Genomic DNA, 20,554 nt, shown 5'->3' on the forward strand with positions numbered 1-20,554 from the left:
GTTTCCCCTCTCGCCGAGGCCTGATGAGCCTGATGACCGTGTTCCCGGGCCGCCGGAGGGCGCGCGCCCCCGTCGCCCGAGCCGCGAATCATCTCCGTCGGCGCATCCGCGATCGGCGCCTGCTCCCGGCGCCGCGCCGGGGCGGGTGCGCGGGCGGCGTCGGAGACCTTGACCAGCAGTGCCAGCAGGGCATAGTTCGCCAGCAGCGAGGATCCGCCGTAGGAGACGAACGGCGTGGTGAGGCCGGTCAGCGGGATCAGCTTCGTGACGCCGCCGACCACCACGAACACCTGCACCGCGATGGTGAACGACAGCCCGGCGGCCAGCAGCTTGCCGAAGCTGTCGCGTACCGCCAGCGCGGTGCGCAGCCCGCGCACCACGAAGATCGCGAACAGCATCAGTACCGCCGTCAGGCCGATCAGCCCGAGTTCCTCACCGATGGTCGCGACGATGAAGTCGGTCTTGGCGAAGGGCACCTGCGAGGGCCGCCCGCTGCCCAGCCCGGTGCCCGCCAGCCCGCCGGTGGCCAGCCCGAACAGCGACTGCGAGATCTGATAGCCGGTGTTGTTGTAGTCCTCGAACGGGTGCAGCCAGGTCGCCACGCGCACCCGCACATGCCCGAAAGAGTTGTAGGCGATGAAGAATCCGAGCGCCAGCAGCAGGCTGCCGACGATCACCCACCCCACCCGCTCGGTCGCGATGTACAGCAGCGCCAGCACGGTCGCGAAGATCAGCAACGAGGTGCCCAGGTCCTTCTCGAAGACCAGCACGAGCAGGCAGACGAACCAGACCGCCAGGATCGGCCCGAGATCGCGGGCGCGCGGCAGTTCCATCCCGAAGACGTGCTTGCCCGCGGCGGTGAACAGGTCGCGCTTGGCCACCAGCACCGACGCGAAGAAGATGATCAGCAGGATCTTGGCGAACTCGCCCGGCTGCAGGCTGAATCCGGGCAGCCGGATCCAGATCTTGGCGCCGTTGGTCTCCGACAGCGCGCTGGGCAGCAGCGCGGGGATGACGAGGGCGACCAGGCCGACCAGGCCGAGCGTGTAGCTGTAGCGGGCCAGCGTGCGGTAGTCGCGCAGCAGCACCAGCAGCCCGACGAACAGCGCGATGCCGAACGCGGTCCACAGCACCTGCTGATTGGCGTCGGGGGAGGGGATGGGCCAGTCGTTGTAGGCGGCGGTCTGCTCGTCGGCCAGGTCCACGCGATGGATCAGCACCAGCCCGATTCCGTTGAGCAGCGCCACGATCGGCAGCAGCAGCGGATCGGCGAACGGCGCGAAGCGCCGCACCGCCAGGTGCGCGACGCCGAACAGCGCCAGATAGGCCAGCCCGAGTTTGGCCAGATCCCAGGTGATCTCCTGATCCTGGCTGGCCTCCACCAGCATCAGCGCGGCGGTGGTGATGACGACCGCGCCCGCCAGCAGCAACGCCTCGGCGTTGCGCCGGGTGGTCGGTGGCGGCGCAGGAGCGAAACCGCCCGGGGGACTGGGGAAGGCCCCCGCGGACGGCGGTGCCGGTGCGGACATCAGTCCGCCTTCCTGCAGTTCTCCCCCGGGGTCTGAGGGACCGGCGAGGCGCTCGTCGGCGGGACCGGCTGCTCGGCCGGTGCGTTGGTCGGGCCGGGGTTGGTGGGTGCGGTCGCGGTGGGCGACGGGGTGGGCCCGTTCGGGCTCTCGCCCGGCTGCGCCGGGGGGACGGGCGGCGCGGCGGGTTTCGCGCACGGCGGCAGCAGTTCCGAGGTGGTGAGCTTCTCGACCTGGCGGCGGGCGTCGCCGAAGGTGCCGGGCTGCAGGCCGTTGTTGACGACCTTGTCGCGACCGGACTGCCTGAGGTCGCCGACCTGCAGCTGCTTGCAGCCGACCGGGAAGGCCGCACCGGGCGAGGTCAGGGTGAGCCGACCGTCCCGGTCGACGCAGGCGAGCTGGTCGACATCGCGGATCGAGTAGCCCAGCACCGACCCGGGTAGGCCGCGCATGACCACCACGTTGCCGTTGTCGGCGCCCACGTAGTAGTTGCTGCGAATCATCTTGTAGCCCACCACGAGACCGACCGCGACCGCGGCGAGCAGCGCCACCGACAGCAGGATCCAGCGCAGCTTGTGACTCTTGTGGGCGGCCGGCGGCTCCGGCGCCACGGGGGCGCGGCGGGGGGCGGCGCGCGGTGGGCGCATGGCGGCGGCGCGTCCGGCGGCCGTGTTCGGCGGCGGGGCGTCCTCGTCCGCACCGGAGGCGGCGCCCGCCACGATCGGATGGCTCTGGCCGTAGTCGAGGTCGATGACGTCGGCGACGACGACGGTCACGTTGTCGGGGCCGCCGCTGCGCAGCGCCAGCTCGATGAGCCGGTCGGCGGCCTCGTCGGTGTTGCCCTCGCGCAACGTATTCGCGAGGGTCTCGTCGCTGACCACATCGGACAGGCCGTCCGAGCACAGCAGGTAGCGGTCGCCGGCGCGGGCCTCGCGCATGGTCAGCGTGGGCTCGATCTCGTTGCCGGTCAACGCGCGCATGATCAGCGATCGCTGCGGATGCGTGTGCGCCTGCTCGGGGGTGATGCGGCCCTCGTCCACCAGCGACTGCACGAACGTGTCGTCGCGGGTGATCTGCGCGAGTTCGCCGCCGCGCAGCATGTAGGCGCGGGAGTCGCCGATGTGCGCGAGGCCGAGTTTCTTGCCCGCGAACAGGATTGCGGTGAGCGTGGTACCCATGCCGTCCAGTTCGGGCTCTTCCTCGACCTGATCGGCGATGGCGGCATTGCCCTCGCGCACCGCGCGGTCGAGCTTGCCGAGCAGGTCGTCGCCGGGCTCGTCGTCGTCGAGATGGGCGAGCGCGGCGATCATCAACTGGGAGGCCACCTCGCCCGCGGCATGGCCGCCCATGCCGTCGGCGAGCGCGAGCAGGCGCGCTCCGGCGTAGACGGAATCCTCGTTGTTGGCCCGCACGAGACCACGGTCGCTGCGCGCTGCGTAGCGGAGAACAAGAGTCACGATCGCAGCTCGATCACTGTCTTACCGACACGGACGGGGGTACCGAGCGAAACTCGGACCGGGGTGGTGACCTTAGCTCGATCGAGGTAGGTCCCGTTGGTGGAGCCTAGATCTTCGACGTACCAGTCGTCGCCGCGCGGTGACAGCCGCGCATGCCTGGTCGACGCGTAGTCGTCGGTCAGAACGAGTGTCGAATCGTCGGCGCGGCCGATGAGGACCGGCTGACTGCCGAGCGTGATTCGTGTCCCGGCGAGTGAACCCTGAGTCACCACTAGATATTTGGCGCCCTTCTGGCCACGGCTGAAGGATGGCAGCACCGCGGAACCGCGAGCGGCCCGGGGCTGGATCCGGATGCCGGATGCCGCGTAGATGTCGCTGCGCAGGGTCCGTAGGACCGCCCAGACGAACAGCCACAACAGCAACAGGAACCCCGCACGGGTCAGTTGCAGGATCAATCCCTGCACGGCGCTCCACCTCCTGTTCGACCGGTGCCGTCGGTACGGTTGCACCCCCAACCGGCGTGCTGGTCAGCACGGCCCGGCTGCCGAGCGAATGGTGGCAGCATAATAGGGCCGACGACCGGTTGCGATCACGATACGACCGAGGTTTCTCGAGTCACACCGTGACCTGCACCGGCGAGCTTACGGGATCAGACGATCCGGATCAGGATCTCGGAATGCCCGGCGCGGATGACATCGCCGTCCGCGAGCTGCCAATCCTGCACCGGCGAGCCGTTGACCAGCGTTCCATTGGTCGATCCGAGGTCCGACAGCATCGCGACCTGACCGTCCCAGCGCACCTCTATGTGGCGGCGGGAGACGCCGGTGTCGGGCAGCCGGAAGTGGGCGTCCTGGCCGCGGCCGATGATGTTGCTGCCTTCTCGTAGCTGATAGGTGCGGCCGCTGCCGTCGTCGAGCTGCAGGGTCGCCGAGTATCCGGAGCCACCCCGCTGCGGCGGCTGCTGCGCGCCGGGGGCGGCGGCGTACCCTGCCTGCTGGCCGTAGGCCTGGTCGGCGTAGCCCGGCTGGGCATAGCCCGCCTGGTCGTACCCGCCCTGGTCGGCGTAGCCCTGCTCGTAGCCCGCGGGGGCCTGGCCGTAGCCTTGGCCCGCATAGCCCTGCTCGTACCCGCCCGGAGCCTGGCCGTAGGCCTGCTGCTGCCCGTAGTCCTGGTTGGGGTAGCCCTGCTGCCCGTAGCCCTGGTCGTAGCCCTGATCGGCGTAGCCCTGGTCGTATCCGCCCTGCTGCCCGTAGCCCTGGTCGGCGTAGCCCTGCTGGTTGTAGGCGGCCGGGTCGTATCCGCCCGGCTGCGGCTGGCCGTAGGCCTGGTCGGCGTAGCCCTGCTGGCCGTAGGCCACGCCACCCTGCTGGTAGTCGTAGCCGTTCTGGTAGTCGGCCTGCTGATAGTCGCCGTAGGCCTGCTGCGATTCGGGCGCGGCGTAATCGCCGGCCGCGGGGTACTGCCCACCGCGGCCGTAGTCGTAACTCCCCGGACCGGGGCGGCCACCGGGCGGCGCGTACCCGCGGTTGCGTGGATCGGACTCCGCGGGCTCACGGCTGGGGTCGTAGCCTGAGTTCTGCGTCATGGGGCCAGCTCCTGGTTGCGGGTTTGCGTTTCGTTGTGCGGGTGGTCCAGGCCGGTCGGGCGGCCGCCGATCCGGCGGGTTGCGGCGGTCGGCGTCCGGGTCGACCCGACCGCGCGTCCTGAACTGCCCGGTGTGCAGCGTAGGGGATGCCTGGAATTCGACGTGCACTTCGCCGTAGGTCTGCCACCCCTGCTCGCGGATGTAGTCCTGCAGATGCCTGGCGAAAGCACGGCTCGTGATCTCGTGGTCGGCATCGAGTTCTTGCAGGTCCGACGTGTTGATGGTGATCACGTAGCTGTTGGGAGCCAGCAGATGCCCGCCGTCGAGTTCGGTGACTCGGTCGTTGGCCTCGCGCTGCAGCGCAGCCTCCACCTCCTGGGGAACGACACTGCCTCCGAAGACCCGGGCGAAGGCATCACCGACGGCCCCCTGCAGGCGTCGCTCGAAGCGCGACACGATTCCCATCCCGGCCCTCCCTTCGGTGCGCTCGTCCTGTCGGTCCTCTGTCAATAATCCGCGACACGCGAATAGGGCGTGTCGTCGGACGGACACGGTCATTGCATGATATCCACGATCGTCCACACCTGTAACTCTCGGCGGGTCGCCGAAGTTCCCAGTCTGAGACGGAGTGCCGGTAGGCAGGTTGACCAGGCGATTTCATCCGTACTGTGGCCGCGTGATACTGTCTTCCAGTCGCTCGGGCGAGTGGCGGAATGGCAGACGCGCTGGCTTCAGGTGCCAGTGTCCTTCGGGACGTGGGGGTTCAAGTCCCCCTTCGCCCACCAGCAACGAGGGCCCGGATCATCGGATTCGGGCCCTTGTTCGTGTCCGACCGCTTTCGTGCACCGATTCATGATCGCTCGAACCGGCGCTGATCTGTAGGTTTGTCGTCAACCGGGGTTTCGGGTCAGTGGGCGAGCAGGGCCACCGCGGCCGCGGCGATCAGCAGCCCGGCGCATTGGCCGCGGGTCAGGCGTTCGCGCAGCACGGTGATTCCGAGCACAACGGGGATCACGGGATACAGCGAGGAGAGCGCGACGGCGACGACGGCGAGCTGGCGGTGGGTGGCCTCGAGGTAGGCCGCGAGCGCCAGGGCGGCGGTGGCGCCCGCGGTCGCGGCGAGAGCGGCCGGACCGGACGCGACCTGCCACGCCGCCCCGGCCCACAGGACCAGCGGCACCAGAGCGCAGACGGCCGTGACCCGCCCGGCGGCGACCGGCCACAGCCCCGACGCCGCGGAGGCGTGCGCGAGCGCCAGATATTGGATCGCGATACCCACTCCGGCGGCGAGCCCGTCGGTGAGGGCCCCGCGCGCCGCGACGGATGCGCTGTCGGGTGTCCGGGAGACCAGCCACAGCGCGGGCAGCGAAACCACGACTCCCAGGCTCGCGGCCGCGGTCGGTCGCTGCCCCTCCGCCAGCACGCCGAACAGAACGGGCAGGCCCATTCCCGTCAGGGTGCTGATCGGAACGACCGTGCTCATCGTGCCGCGGCCGAGGCCGCGAAACAGCGCCGCCATCCCCGCGGCCGTGCCCAGGCCCGACAGCGCGCCCCAGCCCAGATCCGCGGCCCGCATGCCGAGTCCGTCGACGAGCGCCAGCGGTACCGCGACCGTCAGCCCCACCGCCTGCCCGAGCACCGCGGTGGTCGCGAAATGGATTCGGCGCGCGGCGATTCCGCCGACGAAGTCGGAGATGCCGTACAGCACCGCGGACGACAGTGCCAGTAGCCAGCCCATCCGCTCACCCGCTCCGGTCCCGTTCCGCCTGTCCGACCGGGCACACCCCGTCGTGCGTGCACGCCTGCCGATCGCAGAGCCGACACAGCAGAGCGGCCGCGGGAAGATCGTCGTAGATCCTGGTGAGGATCTTGCCGAGCAACCGGTCGAGGGACTGCCGCTCGTCCTCGTCGAGCGCGGCGGTGAGCGCCGCGAGCCATTCGACGCGGGCTCGCAGCGCGGCCGCGGCCTGGCGCCGTCCCGCGCCGGTCAGGGCGACCGTCCGGTCCCGTCCGGTCCGGGTCCGCCGTACCAGGCCCGCGCCCTCCAGCGAATCGAGCGCGCGGGTCGCGGCCGACTGCGTCAGCCCCACCCGGCGGCCTAGTTCCGTCACGCCGATCGGGCCGGCCGCACGGAGGACGACGAGGCTCGCCGAGGCGCTGGGGCTCAGCCGCGTGGCGGCGGTGACCTCGCGAATCATCTTGTCGTTGACCGCCAGTGCCGTCGCGCCCAACAGATTCGACACCCGTTCGGTATGCATGCCTCATGCATTCCCGAGGCGCCGTGCTCTAATCACGGACCACGGGAATCGGTGTGGGGTCAGTGCTCGCCGGACTGTGCCGACAGCGGCGTTCCGGTGTGGAAGAAACGGATCAGGCGGCCGATGCGCACGCTGTGCTCGGCGCAGCGTTCGTAGTGATGTACGAGCAGGGCGAGGTCGACGGCCATGCCACTGCCGTGCGACCACTCCGGCGCCGAGATCGCGTGCAGCACCTGTTGCTGGAGTTCGGTGAGTCGGCCGTCTGGGACGACCACATGGTGCTCGGTCGCGGGCCCGTCGGTGGCGATGGCGCGCTGGGCCGCCGCCGCGAGTTCGATGACGCCCCCGCCGATCTCGGCGAGCAGCGACAGGATCTCCGGCGGCGCCACCGGATTCGGATACCGGCGCACCACACTGTCGGCGACGCGGCTGGTGAGCCAGCTCATCTGGGACAGATCGTCGGCGATCTGAATCGCGCTCACCACGTGCCGCAGGTCGCGGGCCACCGGCGCCTCCAGGGCGAGCAGGATCACCGCCCGGTTCTCGCAGGTCCCGTGCAGGGTCTGCAGCTGTTCGTCGAGGGCGAAGACCTCGTAGGCGGCGGTCAGGTTGGATTCGGCCACCGCCACCGCGACGCGTTCGGTCGCCTCGTGCGCCAGCCCCGACAGCCGGGTCAGCTCACCGGTCAGCGCCGCGAGTTCGGAGGAGAATTTGGTCCGCACGGGGGCTATCTTCTCTGTTCGCCTCGGGGCGTGCAGCAGTTCGCCCCCGAAAAGCGTTGTCGCCGCCGGTAACCCGGCACTCGGCAGCGGTGCGGACGTCCGGAATCGTTGCGGCCGAACGTGTTCGCTGTCGCCGGTCTGTCAATGGTCCGTGACACGGCGATGAGGTCCGCGGCGGGGAAGGTCGAGTGCGCGTGTACCGCGGCGCGCTCGTTCGGGGTCGTCGAGGGTGTGATCTTCGCCGCACTCGGGCGGGTCGGAGGCGGGAATGTACCGGCACGGATGAGGTTGCGGGCCGTCGTTCTTCGGATGTTTGTCGTAATTATCACGGTATCGGTCGGGCGTGTATCCGTGAATCAATGCCCATTACAGGATGTGACTCGGACAACTTGACCTATAACGAACTTTGAGTTTGTTTCTTTGGTGGCAACCTTGTAGTCATCTGCCGTATCAGTGATTAACACCCAGATGAAACTGTACTCAGTGGGCGCCACATCATCGGCGAGTGTGTGGTGGCAAACGCCGGAATGGGACCATCCAGGCGAAACCGCAAGTGTCGAATCGGTCGAACGGGAGCGTCCGGACGGTCGGATGGGAGCCGAATTCGACCCGTTCGCACAATGGACGCTACGAATTTGCGAACCGGGGTGAGAGGCGGTGCCGGGCGGTCGTTTTTCGAACCGTGACTTATACGCGCGAGCTGGGCGTGGCGGGTTGCGCCGCGATAACGATTGTGTAGAGTTGGGGGTAACGCTGGCCGCAGCTGAGCTGGACTCGCTGCGGCCAGTGGATCTCAAATCCCCCGCCTAGATCATCGTCGGCCGTCACCCTCCTGGCAACCGATTTTCCGAGTGTTCGTCGGCTGTACGCCGATCGGTAACTACCGCGCTCCGCCCGGCGCCGAGGGCGTATCCGAGGAAGGCCAGCTCGGCCACCAGCCCGATCGTGATGCGCACCGGTGCGGGCAGCCCGCTCGGCGTCACGAAACCCTCGATGAGTCCCGCCACCAACAGCACGGCGACCAGACCCAACGCGATGGTCGCGGTGGCCCGGCCCTGCCGTGCGAGCGCCCGCGCGCGGCTCATCCGGCCCGGATCGATCAGCGTCCAGCCGAGCTGCAGCCCCGCGCCCCCGGCCACGAAGATGGCCGTCAGCTCCAGCATCCCGTGCGGCAGGATGAAACCGAAGAAGGCATCCAGGCGCCCGGCGTCGGCCATCAGCCCGAACGAGATGCCCAGATTCAAGGCGTTCATGAACAGCACGTAGGCGGCGGGCAGCAGCAGCACCCCGGTGAACAGCGCGATCGCGGACACCCAGGCGTTGTTGGTCCACACCTGCGCGGCGAACGCGTCGTGCGGATGTTCGGAGTAATACGTCTCGAACTGACCGCCGGGGCCGGTGAGCACATCGGTATCCGCCGGGATACCCAGCGCGTCGCGCGCGGCGGCGGATCCGGACACCCAGGTGCCGAGCCCGGCCGCCATGGCCAGGAATGCCACCGCCACGCCCGCCCACCACCGTCCGGCCCGATACACCGCCGCCGGGAATCGATGGGAGAAGAACAGCCCCACCTCGGCCCACGGATCGGGCCGGGCGCCGAGCGTGCGGCCGCGTGCCCGCGCCAGCAGCGCGCTGAGCCCTCCGATCAGCTCCGGATCGGGCGACTGGGATTGCAGCCGGGCCAGGTGTTGCGAGGTACGGCGGTAGAGCAGTACCAGCTCGTCGGTCTCGGCGCCGGACAGCCGCCGCTGCCGGGTCAGCTGGTCGAGCCGGTCCCAGGATCGCCTGTGCGTGTAGGCGTACGCGTCCACGTCCATCCGCATCTCCCAAGCCGCCGGTGGAGGAAATCGAACGCCCCCGGGTACGCCGAACAGGCTAGTCTGTGCACAGCATGGCCGTTTTCACCACCGGCGAGGCCGTCGCCCTGGACCTGCCGATCGCGCGCATCCCGACCCGGGCCGCGGCATTCCTCATCGATGTGATGCTGCAACTGGTGCTGGGCTGGTTGCTGGTGCTCGGGGTCTCGGCCGTCGTGGTGTGGCTGCGGCCGGATCCGGCGTGGCTGGACGTCGCGGTGCTGGTGACCCTCGTCGCGGTATTGGCCGGTTATCCGATCACCTGCGAGACCCTGCTGCGTGGCCGGACCGTCGGCAAGCTGGCGCTGGGGCTGCGGGTGGTGCGCGGCGACGGCGGTCCCGTCGACTTCCGGCACGCCGTCACCCGGGGGCTCGCCGGGGCGATCGTCGACTTCTGGGCGCTGGGCGGATTCGGCGCCGTCGCGGTGGTCACCTCGCTGTGCTCGCCGCGCGCGCGGCGGGTCGGCGACGTGCTGGCCGGGACGGTGGTCGTGCACGATCGCGCCCGAATTCCCGTGCCCGCGTTGGCCGTCGCACCGCCGTGGCTGGCGGGCTGGGCGCAGCGGCTGGAGCTGTCCGGCCTCACCGAGGATCTCGCGCTGCCGGTCCGCCAGTATCTGACCCGGTTCCGGGGCCTCAGCCCCGAAGTACAGGACAGCCTCGGCCACGCCCTGGTCACGGCGGTCTGCGCGCAGCTGCGGGTGCCGCCACCGCCGGGCTACCCGCCGTTGCACATCCTCGGCGCGGTGATCGCCGAACGCCAGCGCCGCACCCTCCCGCCCGTTCCGCACGTGCGGGCGGCCACGCCGCTGTAGGTGTGGGTTCTTCACATGGCGCCGGAGCGTTTGAGTTCCAGGTATTCGTCGGCCAGTGCCTCGGGGAGGCGGTCGGGAGAGGCGGTGACCACGTCGATGCCCTTGCGGCGCAGCGATTCCTGGATGAGGGCGCGCTCGGCGAGCTGGGTCTCGGCGGCGGCCGCGGTGTAGATCTCGGTGAGCGCGTCCCGCCGTCCGGCCGCCGTCGCCACATCGGGATCGGTGACCGAGACGAGCACTACGCGGTGGCGCCGGGCGAGCACCGGCAGGACCGGCAGCAGATTCTCCTCCACCATGGCGCCGTCCAGGCTGGTGAACCACACCACCAGGCCGCGGCGGCGCGCGCGCATCAGGGCGGTGCGGACGAGGCCCGCGGTGTCGGTGTCGACCAAGGCGGGAACCACACCGGCCAGTGCGTGCAACAGCTTGGGCTGCAACCCTTTTCCACTGCCACCCCGTACCTCGGCTCGGACCTCGCGGTCGTAGGCGAGCAGGTCGACGGCGTCACCGGCCGCAGCGGCCAGCCCGCCGAGCAGCAGCGCGGCCTCGATACTCGCGTCGAGTCGAGTGCCGTCGCCGACCCGGCCCGCAGCGAGGCGGCCGGTGTCGAGCAGTATCAGCAGCCGCCGATGCCGCTCGGGTCGCCAGGTTCGCACCAGGACGTCGGCCGCGCGGGCGGTGGCGCGCCAATCGATCGCGCGCACGTCGTCACCGGCGACGTACTCGCGGAACGAGTCGAACTCCGAGCCTTGGCCGCGGGCGTGCACGACGGTGCTGCCCTCGAGCAGGTGCAATTCGGCGACCTTCGACGCCAGCACGCCCTCGCTGCGGAACGGCGGCAGGGCACGCACCCGGGCGGGCACGGTGCGGCGGAACTGCCGCCCGGCCAAGCCCATCGGGCCGAGCAGGCGCAGGGTCACCGGGCCCGCCGCGCGGTCGCCGCGGAAACTCGGCCGCAGCGTGGTGGTCAGACGGATCCTGGTGTTCGGCGGCAGATGCAGCGGATGGGCGCGCGTGGTCGCCCGAGCGCTCTCGGGCCAGTCGTCCCACAGCACGCCGCGCACGGTACGCGAGCCGCGGTTGACCACCGTCAGCTCCACCGCCGCGGACCGGCCCAGTCGCACGGTGGTGACCGGGAGCCGCGACAGTTCCAGCCCGTCGACGCGGCCGAGGGCCAGCACATCGACGCCGATCAGGGCCGTCAGGACACCGGTCAGGAGCACTACGCCCCACCACGACGACAGCACCGCCGTGGCCGTGACCGCCGCGACCGCCGCGACGGCCGCCAGCCGACCCGTGACCACCATGGGCTACACCGGGACCGGCACGGACAGCAGCAGCGAGGACATCACGCCCTCGGCTGTCACGCCATCCAGTTCCGCCTCCGGACGCAGCTGCAGCCGATGCCGCAGCACCGGCGCCGCAACGGTTTTCACGTGGTCGGGGGTGACGAAGTCGCGACCGGTGAGCCAGGCGAAGGCTCGGGCCGCGGCCAGCAGCGCGGTCGCGCCGCGGGGCGAGGCGCCGTGCCGCACCGCCGCGGCGGCGCGGGTGGCTCGGCACAGATCGACGATGTAGGCCATCACCTCGGGATTGACCTGGACCCCGGCGGCCGCGGCGCGGGCGGCGGCGAGGTGGTCCGGTCCGGCCACCGGTCGCAGCCCCGCCGCGGCGAGGTCGCGTGGATCGAATCCCGCCGCATGCCGCTGCAGGATGCGGAATTCGTCGTCGCGGCCCGGCAATTCGATGTCGACCTTGAACAGGAAGCGGTCCAGCTGCGCCTCGGGCAGCGGATAGGTGCCCTCCTGTTCGATCGGGTTCTGCGTGGCCACCACCACGAACGGGTCGGGCAGCGGCTGCGGTTCGCCGTCGACGGAGACCTGCCGCTCCTCCATTGATTCCAGCAGGGCCGACTGGGTTTTCGGCGGGGTGCGGTTGATCTCGTCGGCCAGCAGCAGATTCGTGAACACCGGGCCGCGGCGGAAGGTGAACTCCGCCGAATGCGGGTCGTAGATCTGCGAACCGGTGACGTCGCCGGGCATCAGGTCCGGGGTGAACTGGACCCGGGCGTGGTCCAGGTCCAGGGCGGTCGCCAGGGACCGGACCAGCAGCGTCTTCGCCACGCCCGGAACGCCTTCGAGCAGTACGTGCCCGCGGCACAGCAGCGCCAGCACCAGGAACATGACGGCCTGGTCGTTGCCCACGACGGCCTTCCCGATCTCGGCGCGCAGCGCGCCGAAGGCCCGGTGGGCGTCGGCGGCGGTCGGGGGTTGGTCGCTGTCCGGCGTCGTCATTGGCTCTCCGTCATCCGATCTCCGATTCGATGCGTTCCAGGTGCGCGGCCACCAGCCGCAGCGTGTCGTCGTCGCCGACCGGGCCGAACAGCACGGCACCGGCCTGCTCGACCGGCAGGCTCGTGCGCTGGCCGACCGCCTCGGCCACCCGCGGCGCGGGGGCGTCGGGGGTGAGGCCCAGGGCGGGGCGGATCCGGCGCAGCGTCGCCGCGCGCAGGACGGCGGCCACATGATCGCGGTCGCCCGATCTGCGGTACAGCGCCGCTTGCCCACTGAGCAGCTCGTTCGCGGCGACCTCCACCGGACGCGGTTCGCCGACGAGCGCGCCGCGGCGGCGGGCCCGCCACCACACCACGATCACACCGAAGATCAGCCACTGCAGGCCACCGTAGACGAGCCAGGGTGGTCCGCCGAAGATCGAATCGGAACCCTCGAGGTTCGGATCGGGCGGCGAGTAGCCGCCGGGATCGGGCGGCCGGTTCGCGGTCGGCGGAGGTGGCGCCGTCGGCGCGGCGGCCAGGCGGATCAGCAGATACAGCACCGCCGCGAGCGCCAGCGCCGCGAGCACGGCGGCCCAGAACTTCGGGTCCCGAATCAGTTGCGGCAGTGGGGGTATCCGCAGCGATCGGCGGTGCCGGGCGGTCGCCTCGACCGGTTCGGGGGACGGCGGCGGGGCCAGCGAGAAGATGTCGGCCTGCTCGAGCCGCCGGTACTCGTCGGCGGTGGCGGTCCGGGCGCCGTAGACGACCTCGTCGAAATCGTGTGCGGCGGTGGGGAGTTCGCCGGTTCGGTCGGGCAGTGCCCGGACCGCGGCCGCGGCGGTCTCGTGCGCGGTCCGTGCTCGGCGCACCGGGAGGACGCCACCTTGTTCCAGCCCCCGCACGACCGCGCGGAACCGCTCCCGCACGGCGGTGTGGTAGTCGTGTCGTGCGGCGGCGGTCTCGGCGGCCCCGCGGTGGCTGGCGGCCGGGCCGAGTTCGGGCGGCGGTGGGGCGGGCGGTTCGGCGGCGTGAGCGGGCGGCCAGGGCTCGCGCGGGTCGGTGCCGGTCACGGCGCGACCGTTCGAATACCGTTGGCCCCGGCGGGGATTCGGATGTCGCGGCCCTCGCGGCGACAGCAGCGGTCGACATAGGCCACGATGTCGGAGGCAGACTCGACCATTTCGGTCGCCGCCGTGAGGAACAGCACCGTCGAAGTCGCCAGCGTGATGGTCGCCCAGCGATGGGTGCCGGAGATCTCGGCGGCGAACAACACGATGCCCAGCAGCGGCACGACCAGCACCAGCAGCAGGGCGCGCAGCGTCAGCCACACGCCGGACAGGCGCCATTCCGCCCCGACGGCCAGGTTCCGCGCCCGCGCGGCCGCGTCGCGGTACCGCACCGGCCCGTCGAACAGCGCCGGTGTGCTGAGGCAGCGGCGCGCCCGCAGCCAACCCAGCCAGGCCAGCGCGGGCAGCAGCGTGATGATCAGCGCCGTCCCGGGGATCAGCACGCCGATGCTGATGCCGGTGGACACGGCCCGGTATCGCAGCAGCCCACCGGCGTTCGCCGCCAGCCGTCGTGCGGTCGCACGCCAGGTGATCGGACTCCGGTTTGCGCTCGCCAACCCGATGGGAACGGCCACCCCGCGCACGTAGGAGCGCAGCAGCCAGGCGAATACCAGTGTGGAGAGCACCGCCGACCAGGCCGTTCCGGTATCCGAGCCAGCCGTGAGGGCCGATCCGGCCGCGGTGATCGCGACCACCGCTCCCGACGCGATCACGAACCCGGCTCCCGCCATCGCCGCCAGCAGCCGGACCCGGGATTGGATCAGCGCGAAGGGCAGATCCAGCAGTTCGCGAAACGACAGCGGCCGAATCGGTAGCGCAGCGGCGGGCCCAGCCGGTTCCGGCCCGTGCGCACCGGAGACGGTGGCCGGTGTCAGCGGAGCCGCCTCGGACGCGGCCGGACCCGGCGACGGACCGGCCCCCTCGGCCGCGGCTGGAAACACGCGCCCGAGTTTATCCGGGTCATCGCGGTGCGCACGGTTCCCGGCCTTTCACCGGCGCGCGGAGCGGCCCGGGTTCAGCGCTGCAACAGTCGGGAGACGACTGCCCGATAGCGCTCCGGGTCGACGGGTGGCAGACCGAGCAGGGCGCGCAGATACACCCCGTCGCCGACCAGTCGGATGATGTCCGCGCGGACCGGGTCGGCTATCTCCTGGTCGAGGCCCGTGCCCCAGGCGTCCATGGTGTCGACGAGGGCGCGCTGCACCTCGTCGTCGCCGACATCCTGTGCGGCATCCACCGTGCGCATGGCGGCGACCATGGACCGGAAGAGCGCTATCTCCAGCGCATCGGCGTCGTCGTCGGGGCTCGGTGTCTGCAGGTACCACTCGGCGACCGACTTGCCCTGCGCCACGGCGCCGCTCAGCTGTTCCTCCGCGCGTTCGCCGAGCCGCCGGACCAGACCGGCCAGCAGCGCGTCCTTGCTCTTGAAGTGGTACAGCAGGCCGCCCTTGGAGACGCCGGCGGCCGCCGCCACGCTCTCCAGGGTCACCTGGGACATGCCCTTGTCCAGCAACAGCGTCTCGAGGGCGTCGAGGATCCGATCGCGAGTGGTGGTTGTCACGCGATCGACTGTACCGTCCGGACGGTTATTCTGTTACTGTACCGTCTGGACGGTAATAGAAAGCGCACGACGGAAGTCGAGAGGGACATGAACACCACCGCTGTCGCGAGCCGGGCGACCGCCCGGGACTGGGCCGGTCTCGGCGTGCTGGTGCTGGCGCTGCTGCTCATCTCGGTGGACGCGACGGTGCTGGACACCGCGGTGCCAGCGATCAGTTCCCACCTCGCGCCGACCACGCCGCAACTGCTGTGGATCATCGACGTGTACTCGTTCGTGCTGGCGGGTCTGCTGGTCACCATGGGCACGCTCGGTGACCGCATCGGCCGTCGCCGACTGCTGCTGATCGGCGCCGCCGGATTCGGCGTCGCCTCCGCGGTCGCGGCCTGGTCGGTGAATCCGGAGATGCTGATCGCCGCGCGCGTGCTGCAGGGCATCGCGGGCGCCACGCTGATGCCCGCCACCCTGGGCCTGATCCGCGCGATGTTCACCGATGCGCGCCAGCGCACCACCGCGATCGCGGTATGGAGCGCCGCGGCCACCGGTGGCGCCGCGGTCGGCCCGCTGCTGGGCGGCTGGCTGCTGGAGCATTTCTGGTGGGGCTCGGTGTTCTTGATCAATCTGCCCGTGATGCTGGTGCTGGTCGCACTGGGACCGTTGCTGGTCCCGGAGTCGCGTGATCCGAACCCGGGCCGGTTCGATCTGGTCAGCGCCGGATTGTCGATGCTGGCGATGGTGCCGATCGTGTACGCGGTCAAGGAGATCGCGGCGCACGGTCCGAACCTGTCGATGCTGGGTATCGCCGGGGTCGGCGTGCTCGCCGGTGTGCTGTTCGCGCGTCGGCAGCGCACCCTGGCCGATCCGATGCTGGACCTGCGGCTGTTCGCGCTGCCGCGGTTCCGCACCGCGGTGCTGACCAGCCTGCTGGCGGTGTTCGCGCTCGCCGGTGTGCTGTTCTTCGGGTCGCAGTACCTGCAGCTGGTGCAGGGCCGTTCGCCGCTGGATGCCGGGCTGCACCTGTTGCCGGGCACTCTGGCCAGCATGGTGACGGCGCTGATCTCGGCCTGGCTGGTCCGGATGTGGCGGCCGACCCGGGTGCTCGCCGGTGCGCTGGTGGTGGCCGCGCTCGGCGCCGGATTGTTCGTCTGGCTGAGCGCCGATCCAGCCGCGGGCGTCACGGCGTTCGTCGCCGGGTTCCTGCTGGTGGGCGCGGGTGTCGGTGTGGCGCTGACGGTTTCGTCGGATCTGGTGGTCGGCGCGGCTCCGACCGAGCGCGCCGGTGCGGCGGCCGCGGTCTCGGAGACCGCCTACGAGGCCGGTATCGCGCTCGGCGTCGCGGTGCTCGGCAGCGTGGTGATGTCGGTGTTCCGGCGCGGCCTCGATGTGTCCGCGGTGCCGGGGTCCCAGCTGACCACGGCCCGTGAATCCCTCGGCGGCGCGGTCGACACCGCGCGCGGGCTCCCCGAGCAGGCGGCCGCATCGCTGCTGGACTCGGCCCGCGAGTCCTTCGTGACCGGCATCCACCTGGCCTCGATCGCCACCGCGGTGATCCTGGTCGTGGCCGCGGTGATCGCGTTCCGAACCAGAACCGCGGCGACCGATCCGGGCGGTGGCACGGACCGAGCGACCCGTTGTCGCGTGCCGGAACTCGCTCCCGCCGAGACCCGTTCGGGGGAGTGTACGGAGTCACCGCCGCGCCGGTAGGCGGTCGGCATCAGGCCAGGAGGCGGCCGCCGTCCATGACGATGATCTCGCCGGTGACGACGATGTGGCACCCTGCGAACGGCTTGTCGGACAAGGTGCTGCCTCCTCTCGGACGTCGGCCCGATGCTGCCGCCCGATGCAGGGCAACGCGGCCTCGGCCTCGGCATCCGTGCCTTCGGGTGTGCGCGATCGGAGGTCGTGTCACAGTCGGGGCATACGCGCCGTCGTCTTCGTGTTGTCAGCCGTCATCCGACTCGAAGGAATTCGCATGCCCATCGAAATCAGCAATCCGGCCGAACTGCACGATCCGACCGGGTTCGGCTACAGCCATGTCGCCCGGGTGACCGGCGAACTGGTCTTCATCGCCGGTCAGTACGACTCCGATGCCACCGGGCACACCACCAGCGACGACTTCGCCACGCAGGTGGATCGCGCCTTCGACAATCTCGGGATCGCACTGGGGTCGGTGGGTCTGGATTTCGCCGATGTGGCGCAGCTGCGGACCCATATCGTCGACCATGATCTAGACAAGCTCGGCGTGATCGGCAAGAAGGTCGCCGAGATCTGGGGCGACCGTCCGCCGACCCAGACCCTGACGGGTGTGGCGGCGTTGGCGATGCCCGGCATGCAGTTCGAGGTGGACGCCGTCGCGGTGCGTGGCTGAATCAGGAACCGAGAACCGTTGGTACCTGGTCGTTTACATGTTCTACGTGAAACAATCGGGTACCGCCGCGAGTGTGGTTCAGTGTTCGTCCGATCCCGGGGGCAACTGCCGGGGGCCGCGGTCCTCCAGTTCGCCGGCGCCTCGGCGAGTCGCCAGCGCATCGGCGCGGCGCGGGGCGTCGAGGCCGTACCGCCCCTCGGCGGAATCCGGGTAGGGCGCGTCGACCACCCGCTGCCCGCCCTGCGGTGAGCCACCCGACAGTTGTTGTCCGCCCGGCGCGGCGTAGCCCGAATCATCGGAGTTCACCGTGACCCTGCGGGTGCGGCGCAGGGTGAAGGTGATCTCCTCGGCCTCCTCGAACGCCTGGCGCACGGTGCGCATCGGGTGGGTGGCGGTATCGACGGCATTGGCGACGAACGACGGCACCAGCGGCCTGATCCAGCGGGCCGCGGTATCGGTGAAGGGCACCGTGCCGATCACCGGAAGTTCCAGCCCGCCACCCTTTTTCGGTGCCGGACGCGCGGCGCTCGCCGAGACCACGGCCCCCTGCGGATCCATCGGGGCCAGCTGTCCCGACGGCAGCCGGGCGGGCAGGTTGTGCGGCTGTGTCACGTTCCCCTCCTGGGACGCGGAGCTGTGTTCTCCGGCCGCGGGTGCGGGCGGAAGTTCTGCCATGGCCTCGAAATCGGCGACCGCGCGGCGCGCGGGCTCGGTGATGCCGATCTCGAAGTTGCCGATCGCGGCGACGATGCGCTTGCGCTGCCGTTCGCGATCGATCGCGGTGTCGGCGTGCACGGCCAGGTGGGTGGCGGCCAATTCGTGGTCGGCGCGCAGCTTCTCGGCCTCGGCGCGCACCTCGGCCCGCTTCACCGCGATGGCGACCGCGGCCTGCTGCTCGGCGCGGTCGGCCACCGCCCGCGCGGCGATCCGCCGGTCGAACGACGTCTCGCCGCGCCACCACCGCAGCAGCAGCGGCAGCAGCGTCAAGACCACGCCGACGACGATGGTCGCCAGCCGGAGCAGCAGGGCCCCCGCATGGCCGGTGGTGTAGTCGTTCATGGCGAGCCAGCGGGCGCCGAGCCCCCGATCGCCGGTGTCGGAGGCGTCGGCGCGGGCTTCGTCGAAGGTCCGCTGCCGCTCGGTGATCCGGTTGTCGAGCGGTTGCACGCGGGCCTGCGCGTCGGCAAGCCGGGCGCGCGCGTCGGCGAGCATGTCGTTGGCGGTCTGCGTCTCGGGGCCGCTGCCGGGCACTCCGGTGATCTTGGTCTGCGGGCACTCCGGCGACGGGTTGTATTCACAGCGCGCGATGGTCAGGCTCTGGTCGATATCGCCCTGCGCCTTGGTGATTGCCTGGTCCAGACCCGCCCGCTCGGTGCGCGCCTGCTCCAGTTCGGTGCGCGCGGTGACCACCGCGGGCGCGGATTCCGTATCGCGCCTTGCCCTTTCGTCGAGTTCCCGATCGACGTTACCGCCCAGCAGGACGGTGCTCGCCAACTCGGCGAGCACCACGCCCGCAAGCGCCGCGACGGCGATCCTGGCGATCAGATCACCGCGACGCCTGGCGGGCGCGGTCGGCGGAGCCGTCGTCAGCCCGCGCACGGCCGGGACGGCGGCCAGTGCCCGCGCACCCGTGGCGACCACCAGCGGGGCGAGCAGAGCCGCGAGCACGACGATCACCAGCGGCCAGTGGGCGGCGGCGGTCGCCAGCGTCACCACCACCCCGGAAACCACTGCCAACAGCAGGACCGCGGCGCCGCCGACCGCGTAGTGGGAACGCTCGTGCCGGTCGGTCACCTCGTTTCCGGCCCCGCCGAGCCAGGTCAGCAGGGCGACCGCGGCCGGGCGGGATTTGCCGAGGACATCGCCGCCGCGGCCGGTGGGGGAAGCGGACGGTTCAGGGACGTGGGGGTCGGTCATGGGATCTCACATCCTCTAAGTCCCAGGCATTTTCGCATGCCGACGACGGTGTCGCTCACTTCGCTGGCGGGGCCGGAGGCGGGACCTCGCGCTACCACGGAGACCCCCGGCCGTGCGCAAAATCGACTTCAGCGTGACAGGCTGGATCGCGTTCTACCGAGTACGGAGCCGGGGTTGTGGTCAGCCTCACAGATCATCGGCGCGTGTATCCCCGAGACCGCGCGCTAATCCCTACTCTCGGTGGGTGATCGGTTACGGGGAGCCGGATCTCGGGGTTCGGCGACAGGAGGTTCGGATATGCGCGGCGGCAGCGACGACCGGAGACTCGCGAGACCACGGCGCCACGGACGCCGCCAAAGACGCGGCGCCACACTCGTGCTGGCCTTCGCGGTCTCCTTCGGGACGGCGCTTGCCGCGGCCTCGCCGGTGAGCGCCGACCGCGTGCCATCGGCGGCCGGGGAGACCGCCGACTCTCCGGCGCCCGCGCCGCTGGGCGGGCTCGTCGAATTGGTGCTCGAGCGCCTGAACACCGCCGATGCGGTCGCCGCGGCGAAATGGGCCATCGCGGCCCGGACGGGGCAGCCGCCCGTGGTCGACGATCCGGCCCGAGAGGCGGAGGTCTACGACTCGATGGCCGCCGCGGGCGACGGCCTCGGCCTGCCCGAATCCTGGGTACGCCAGGTGTTCTACGGCCAGATCGAGGCCAACAAGGTGGTGCAGCGCGGCCTGCAGGCACGATGGCGGTTCGATCCGGGCTCGGCCCCCGCGACGCCGTCGGACCTGTCCGCGGTGCGGCCCGTGATCGACCGGGTGAACGGTGCGATGCTGCGGCAGTTGGCCGCGCATCGCGGCGAACTCGACGGTCCCGCCTGCGTGGAACGCCTTGCGGCCGCGGTCTTTCCGGTGCTGACCTCCGGCCGGGCCGACGCCCTGCACCAGGCGGCGCTGGTGCGCGCGGCGGTCGCGCTGTGCCCGGCGCCGTGAGCCCGTGGGCGGATGTGAGAAAACCCACTGGCGAGGGTTTGCTGGATCTGTGCTGAAACGCACAGTCGGTAAACGAAGCCGTACGGTCTGAACGCAGCCGCGACCCGCTGCCTGCGTGTCCGGAACGTCACCCGCGGGTGTCCGGAGAGTTAGCCGTCTTACATTC

The 20,554-nt window shown here is 70.8% G+C and carries 17 protein-coding genes, 1 tRNA gene and 1 pseudogene; 5 read left to right on the forward strand and 14 right to left on the reverse strand.

The features are described 5' to 3' along the window. Positions 1-86: 86 nt before the first annotated feature. The 4 genes and pseudogenes from ACYVLQ_RS10180 to ACYVLQ_RS10195 all read right to left on the reverse strand — a co-directional run. Positions 87-1,529 (reverse strand): annotated as a pseudogene (locus tag ACYVLQ_RS10180) (FtsW/RodA/SpoVE family cell cycle protein); the annotation flags it as partial. Further along, positions 1,529-2,983, reverse strand: a complete 1,455-nt coding sequence (locus ACYVLQ_RS10185) for a PP2C family protein-serine/threonine phosphatase (protein ID WP_460697149.1) — start codon at positions 2,981-2,983, stop codon at positions 1,529-1,531. The gene ACYVLQ_RS10185 and the pseudogene ACYVLQ_RS10180, both read right to left, overlap by 1 nt. Further along, the gene (locus ACYVLQ_RS10190) at positions 2,980-3,447 is read right to left on the reverse strand and encodes an FHA domain-containing protein FhaB/FipA (protein ID WP_068025579.1); all 468 of its coding nucleotides are present in this window, start codon (positions 3,445-3,447) and stop codon (positions 2,980-2,982) included. The genes ACYVLQ_RS10185 and ACYVLQ_RS10190 overlap by 4 nt, the downstream gene beginning before the upstream one ends. Before the next feature lie 185 nt (positions 3,448-3,632). After that, positions 3,633-5,033 (reverse strand): DUF3662 and FHA domain-containing protein, encoded by a 1,401-nt coding sequence (locus ACYVLQ_RS10195; protein ID WP_460697150.1) that lies wholly within the window; start codon positions 5,031-5,033, stop codon positions 3,633-3,635. A 234-nt stretch (positions 5,034-5,267) separates the two neighbouring features. On the opposite strand from ACYVLQ_RS10195, the gene ACYVLQ_RS10200 reads away from it, so the two are divergent. Further along, positions 5,268-5,353: transfer RNA gene (locus tag ACYVLQ_RS10200), tRNA-Leu, on the forward strand. 122 nt (positions 5,354-5,475) lie between these two features. Here the strand turns inward: ACYVLQ_RS10200 and ACYVLQ_RS10205 are convergent. The 4 genes from ACYVLQ_RS10205 to ACYVLQ_RS10220 all read right to left on the reverse strand — a co-directional run bounded on the left by ACYVLQ_RS10205 (position 5,476) and on the right by ACYVLQ_RS10220 (position 9,365). Next, the gene (locus ACYVLQ_RS10205) at positions 5,476-6,306 is read right to left on the reverse strand and encodes an EamA family transporter (protein WP_460697151.1); all 831 of its coding nucleotides are present in this window, start codon (positions 6,304-6,306) and stop codon (positions 5,476-5,478) included. A 4-nt stretch (positions 6,307-6,310) separates the two neighbouring features. Beyond that, complete coding sequence (locus ACYVLQ_RS10210) at positions 6,311-6,826, reverse strand: MarR family winged helix-turn-helix transcriptional regulator (RefSeq protein ID WP_460697152.1); 516 nt, start codon at positions 6,824-6,826, stop codon at positions 6,311-6,313. Positions 6,827-6,885: 59 nt separating this feature from the next. Continuing rightward, positions 6,886-7,548: a phosphate signaling complex PhoU family protein gene (locus tag ACYVLQ_RS10215; protein ID WP_460697153.1), complete on the reverse strand. Its 663-nt coding sequence runs from the start codon at positions 7,546-7,548 to the stop codon at positions 6,886-6,888. A gap of 824 nt (positions 7,549-8,372) precedes the next feature. Further along, positions 8,373-9,365 carry a stage II sporulation protein M gene (locus ACYVLQ_RS10220; protein WP_460697154.1) on the reverse strand — a complete coding sequence of 331 codons (993 nt, stop codon included), beginning with the start codon at positions 9,363-9,365 and terminating at the stop codon, positions 8,373-8,375. A 74-nt stretch (positions 9,366-9,439) separates the two neighbouring features. On the opposite strand from ACYVLQ_RS10220, the gene ACYVLQ_RS10225 reads away from it, so the two are divergent. Beyond that, positions 9,440-10,219, forward strand: a complete 780-nt coding sequence (locus ACYVLQ_RS10225) for an RDD family protein (RefSeq protein WP_460697155.1) — start codon at positions 9,440-9,442, stop codon at positions 10,217-10,219. Between the two features lie 11 nt (positions 10,220-10,230). Here the strand turns inward: ACYVLQ_RS10225 and ACYVLQ_RS10230 are convergent, their stop codons facing one another. From ACYVLQ_RS10230 to ACYVLQ_RS10250, 5 genes are all read right to left on the reverse strand, one after another. Next, positions 10,231-11,526 carry a DUF58 domain-containing protein gene (locus ACYVLQ_RS10230; protein WP_460697156.1) on the reverse strand — a complete coding sequence of 432 codons (1,296 nt, stop codon included), beginning with the start codon at positions 11,524-11,526 and terminating at the stop codon, positions 10,231-10,233. A gap of 3 nt (positions 11,527-11,529) precedes the next feature. Then, positions 11,530-12,513, reverse strand: a complete 984-nt coding sequence (locus ACYVLQ_RS10235) for an AAA family ATPase (protein ID WP_460697157.1) — start codon at positions 12,511-12,513, stop codon at positions 11,530-11,532. A gap of 10 nt (positions 12,514-12,523) precedes the next feature. Further along, positions 12,524-13,564 carry a DUF4129 domain-containing protein gene (locus ACYVLQ_RS10240; RefSeq protein ID WP_460697158.1) on the reverse strand — a complete coding sequence of 347 codons (1,041 nt, stop codon included), beginning with the start codon at positions 13,562-13,564 and terminating at the stop codon, positions 12,524-12,526. Next, positions 13,561-14,502 carry a hypothetical protein gene (locus ACYVLQ_RS10245; protein WP_460697159.1) on the reverse strand — a complete coding sequence of 314 codons (942 nt, stop codon included), beginning with the start codon at positions 14,500-14,502 and terminating at the stop codon, positions 13,561-13,563. The genes ACYVLQ_RS10240 and ACYVLQ_RS10245 overlap by 4 nt, the downstream gene beginning before the upstream one ends. A gap of 74 nt (positions 14,503-14,576) precedes the next feature. Then, positions 14,577-15,122 (reverse strand): TetR/AcrR family transcriptional regulator, encoded by a 546-nt coding sequence (locus ACYVLQ_RS10250; RefSeq protein ID WP_460697160.1) that lies wholly within the window; start codon positions 15,120-15,122, stop codon positions 14,577-14,579. 87 nt (positions 15,123-15,209) lie between these two features. On the opposite strand from ACYVLQ_RS10250, the gene ACYVLQ_RS10255 reads away from it, so the two are divergent. Beyond that, positions 15,210-16,823, forward strand: a complete 1,614-nt coding sequence (locus ACYVLQ_RS10255; protein WP_460697161.1) for an MFS transporter — start codon at positions 15,210-15,212, stop codon at positions 16,821-16,823. Positions 16,824-17,091: 268 nt separating this feature from the next. Next, positions 17,092-17,487 (forward strand): RidA family protein, encoded by a 396-nt coding sequence (locus ACYVLQ_RS10260; protein WP_460697162.1) that lies wholly within the window; start codon positions 17,092-17,094, stop codon positions 17,485-17,487. A gap of 78 nt (positions 17,488-17,565) precedes the next feature. On the opposite strand, the gene ACYVLQ_RS10265 is transcribed toward ACYVLQ_RS10260, so the two are convergent. Continuing rightward, entirely contained in the window at positions 17,566-19,404 is a 1,839-nt protein-coding gene (locus ACYVLQ_RS10265; protein ID WP_460697163.1) for a DUF4407 domain-containing protein, read from the reverse strand. Between the two features lie 297 nt (positions 19,405-19,701). Here ACYVLQ_RS10265 and aroQ point away from each other — a divergent pair, with 297 nt between their 5' ends. Beyond that, a complete protein-coding gene (aroQ, locus tag ACYVLQ_RS10270; protein WP_460697164.1) occupies positions 19,702-20,388 on the forward strand; it encodes a gamma subclass chorismate mutase AroQ in 687 nt (228 codons plus the stop codon). The last annotated feature ends 166 nt before the right edge of the window (positions 20,389-20,554 follow it).

Source organism: Nocardia thraciensis (genome assembly GCF_054782435.1).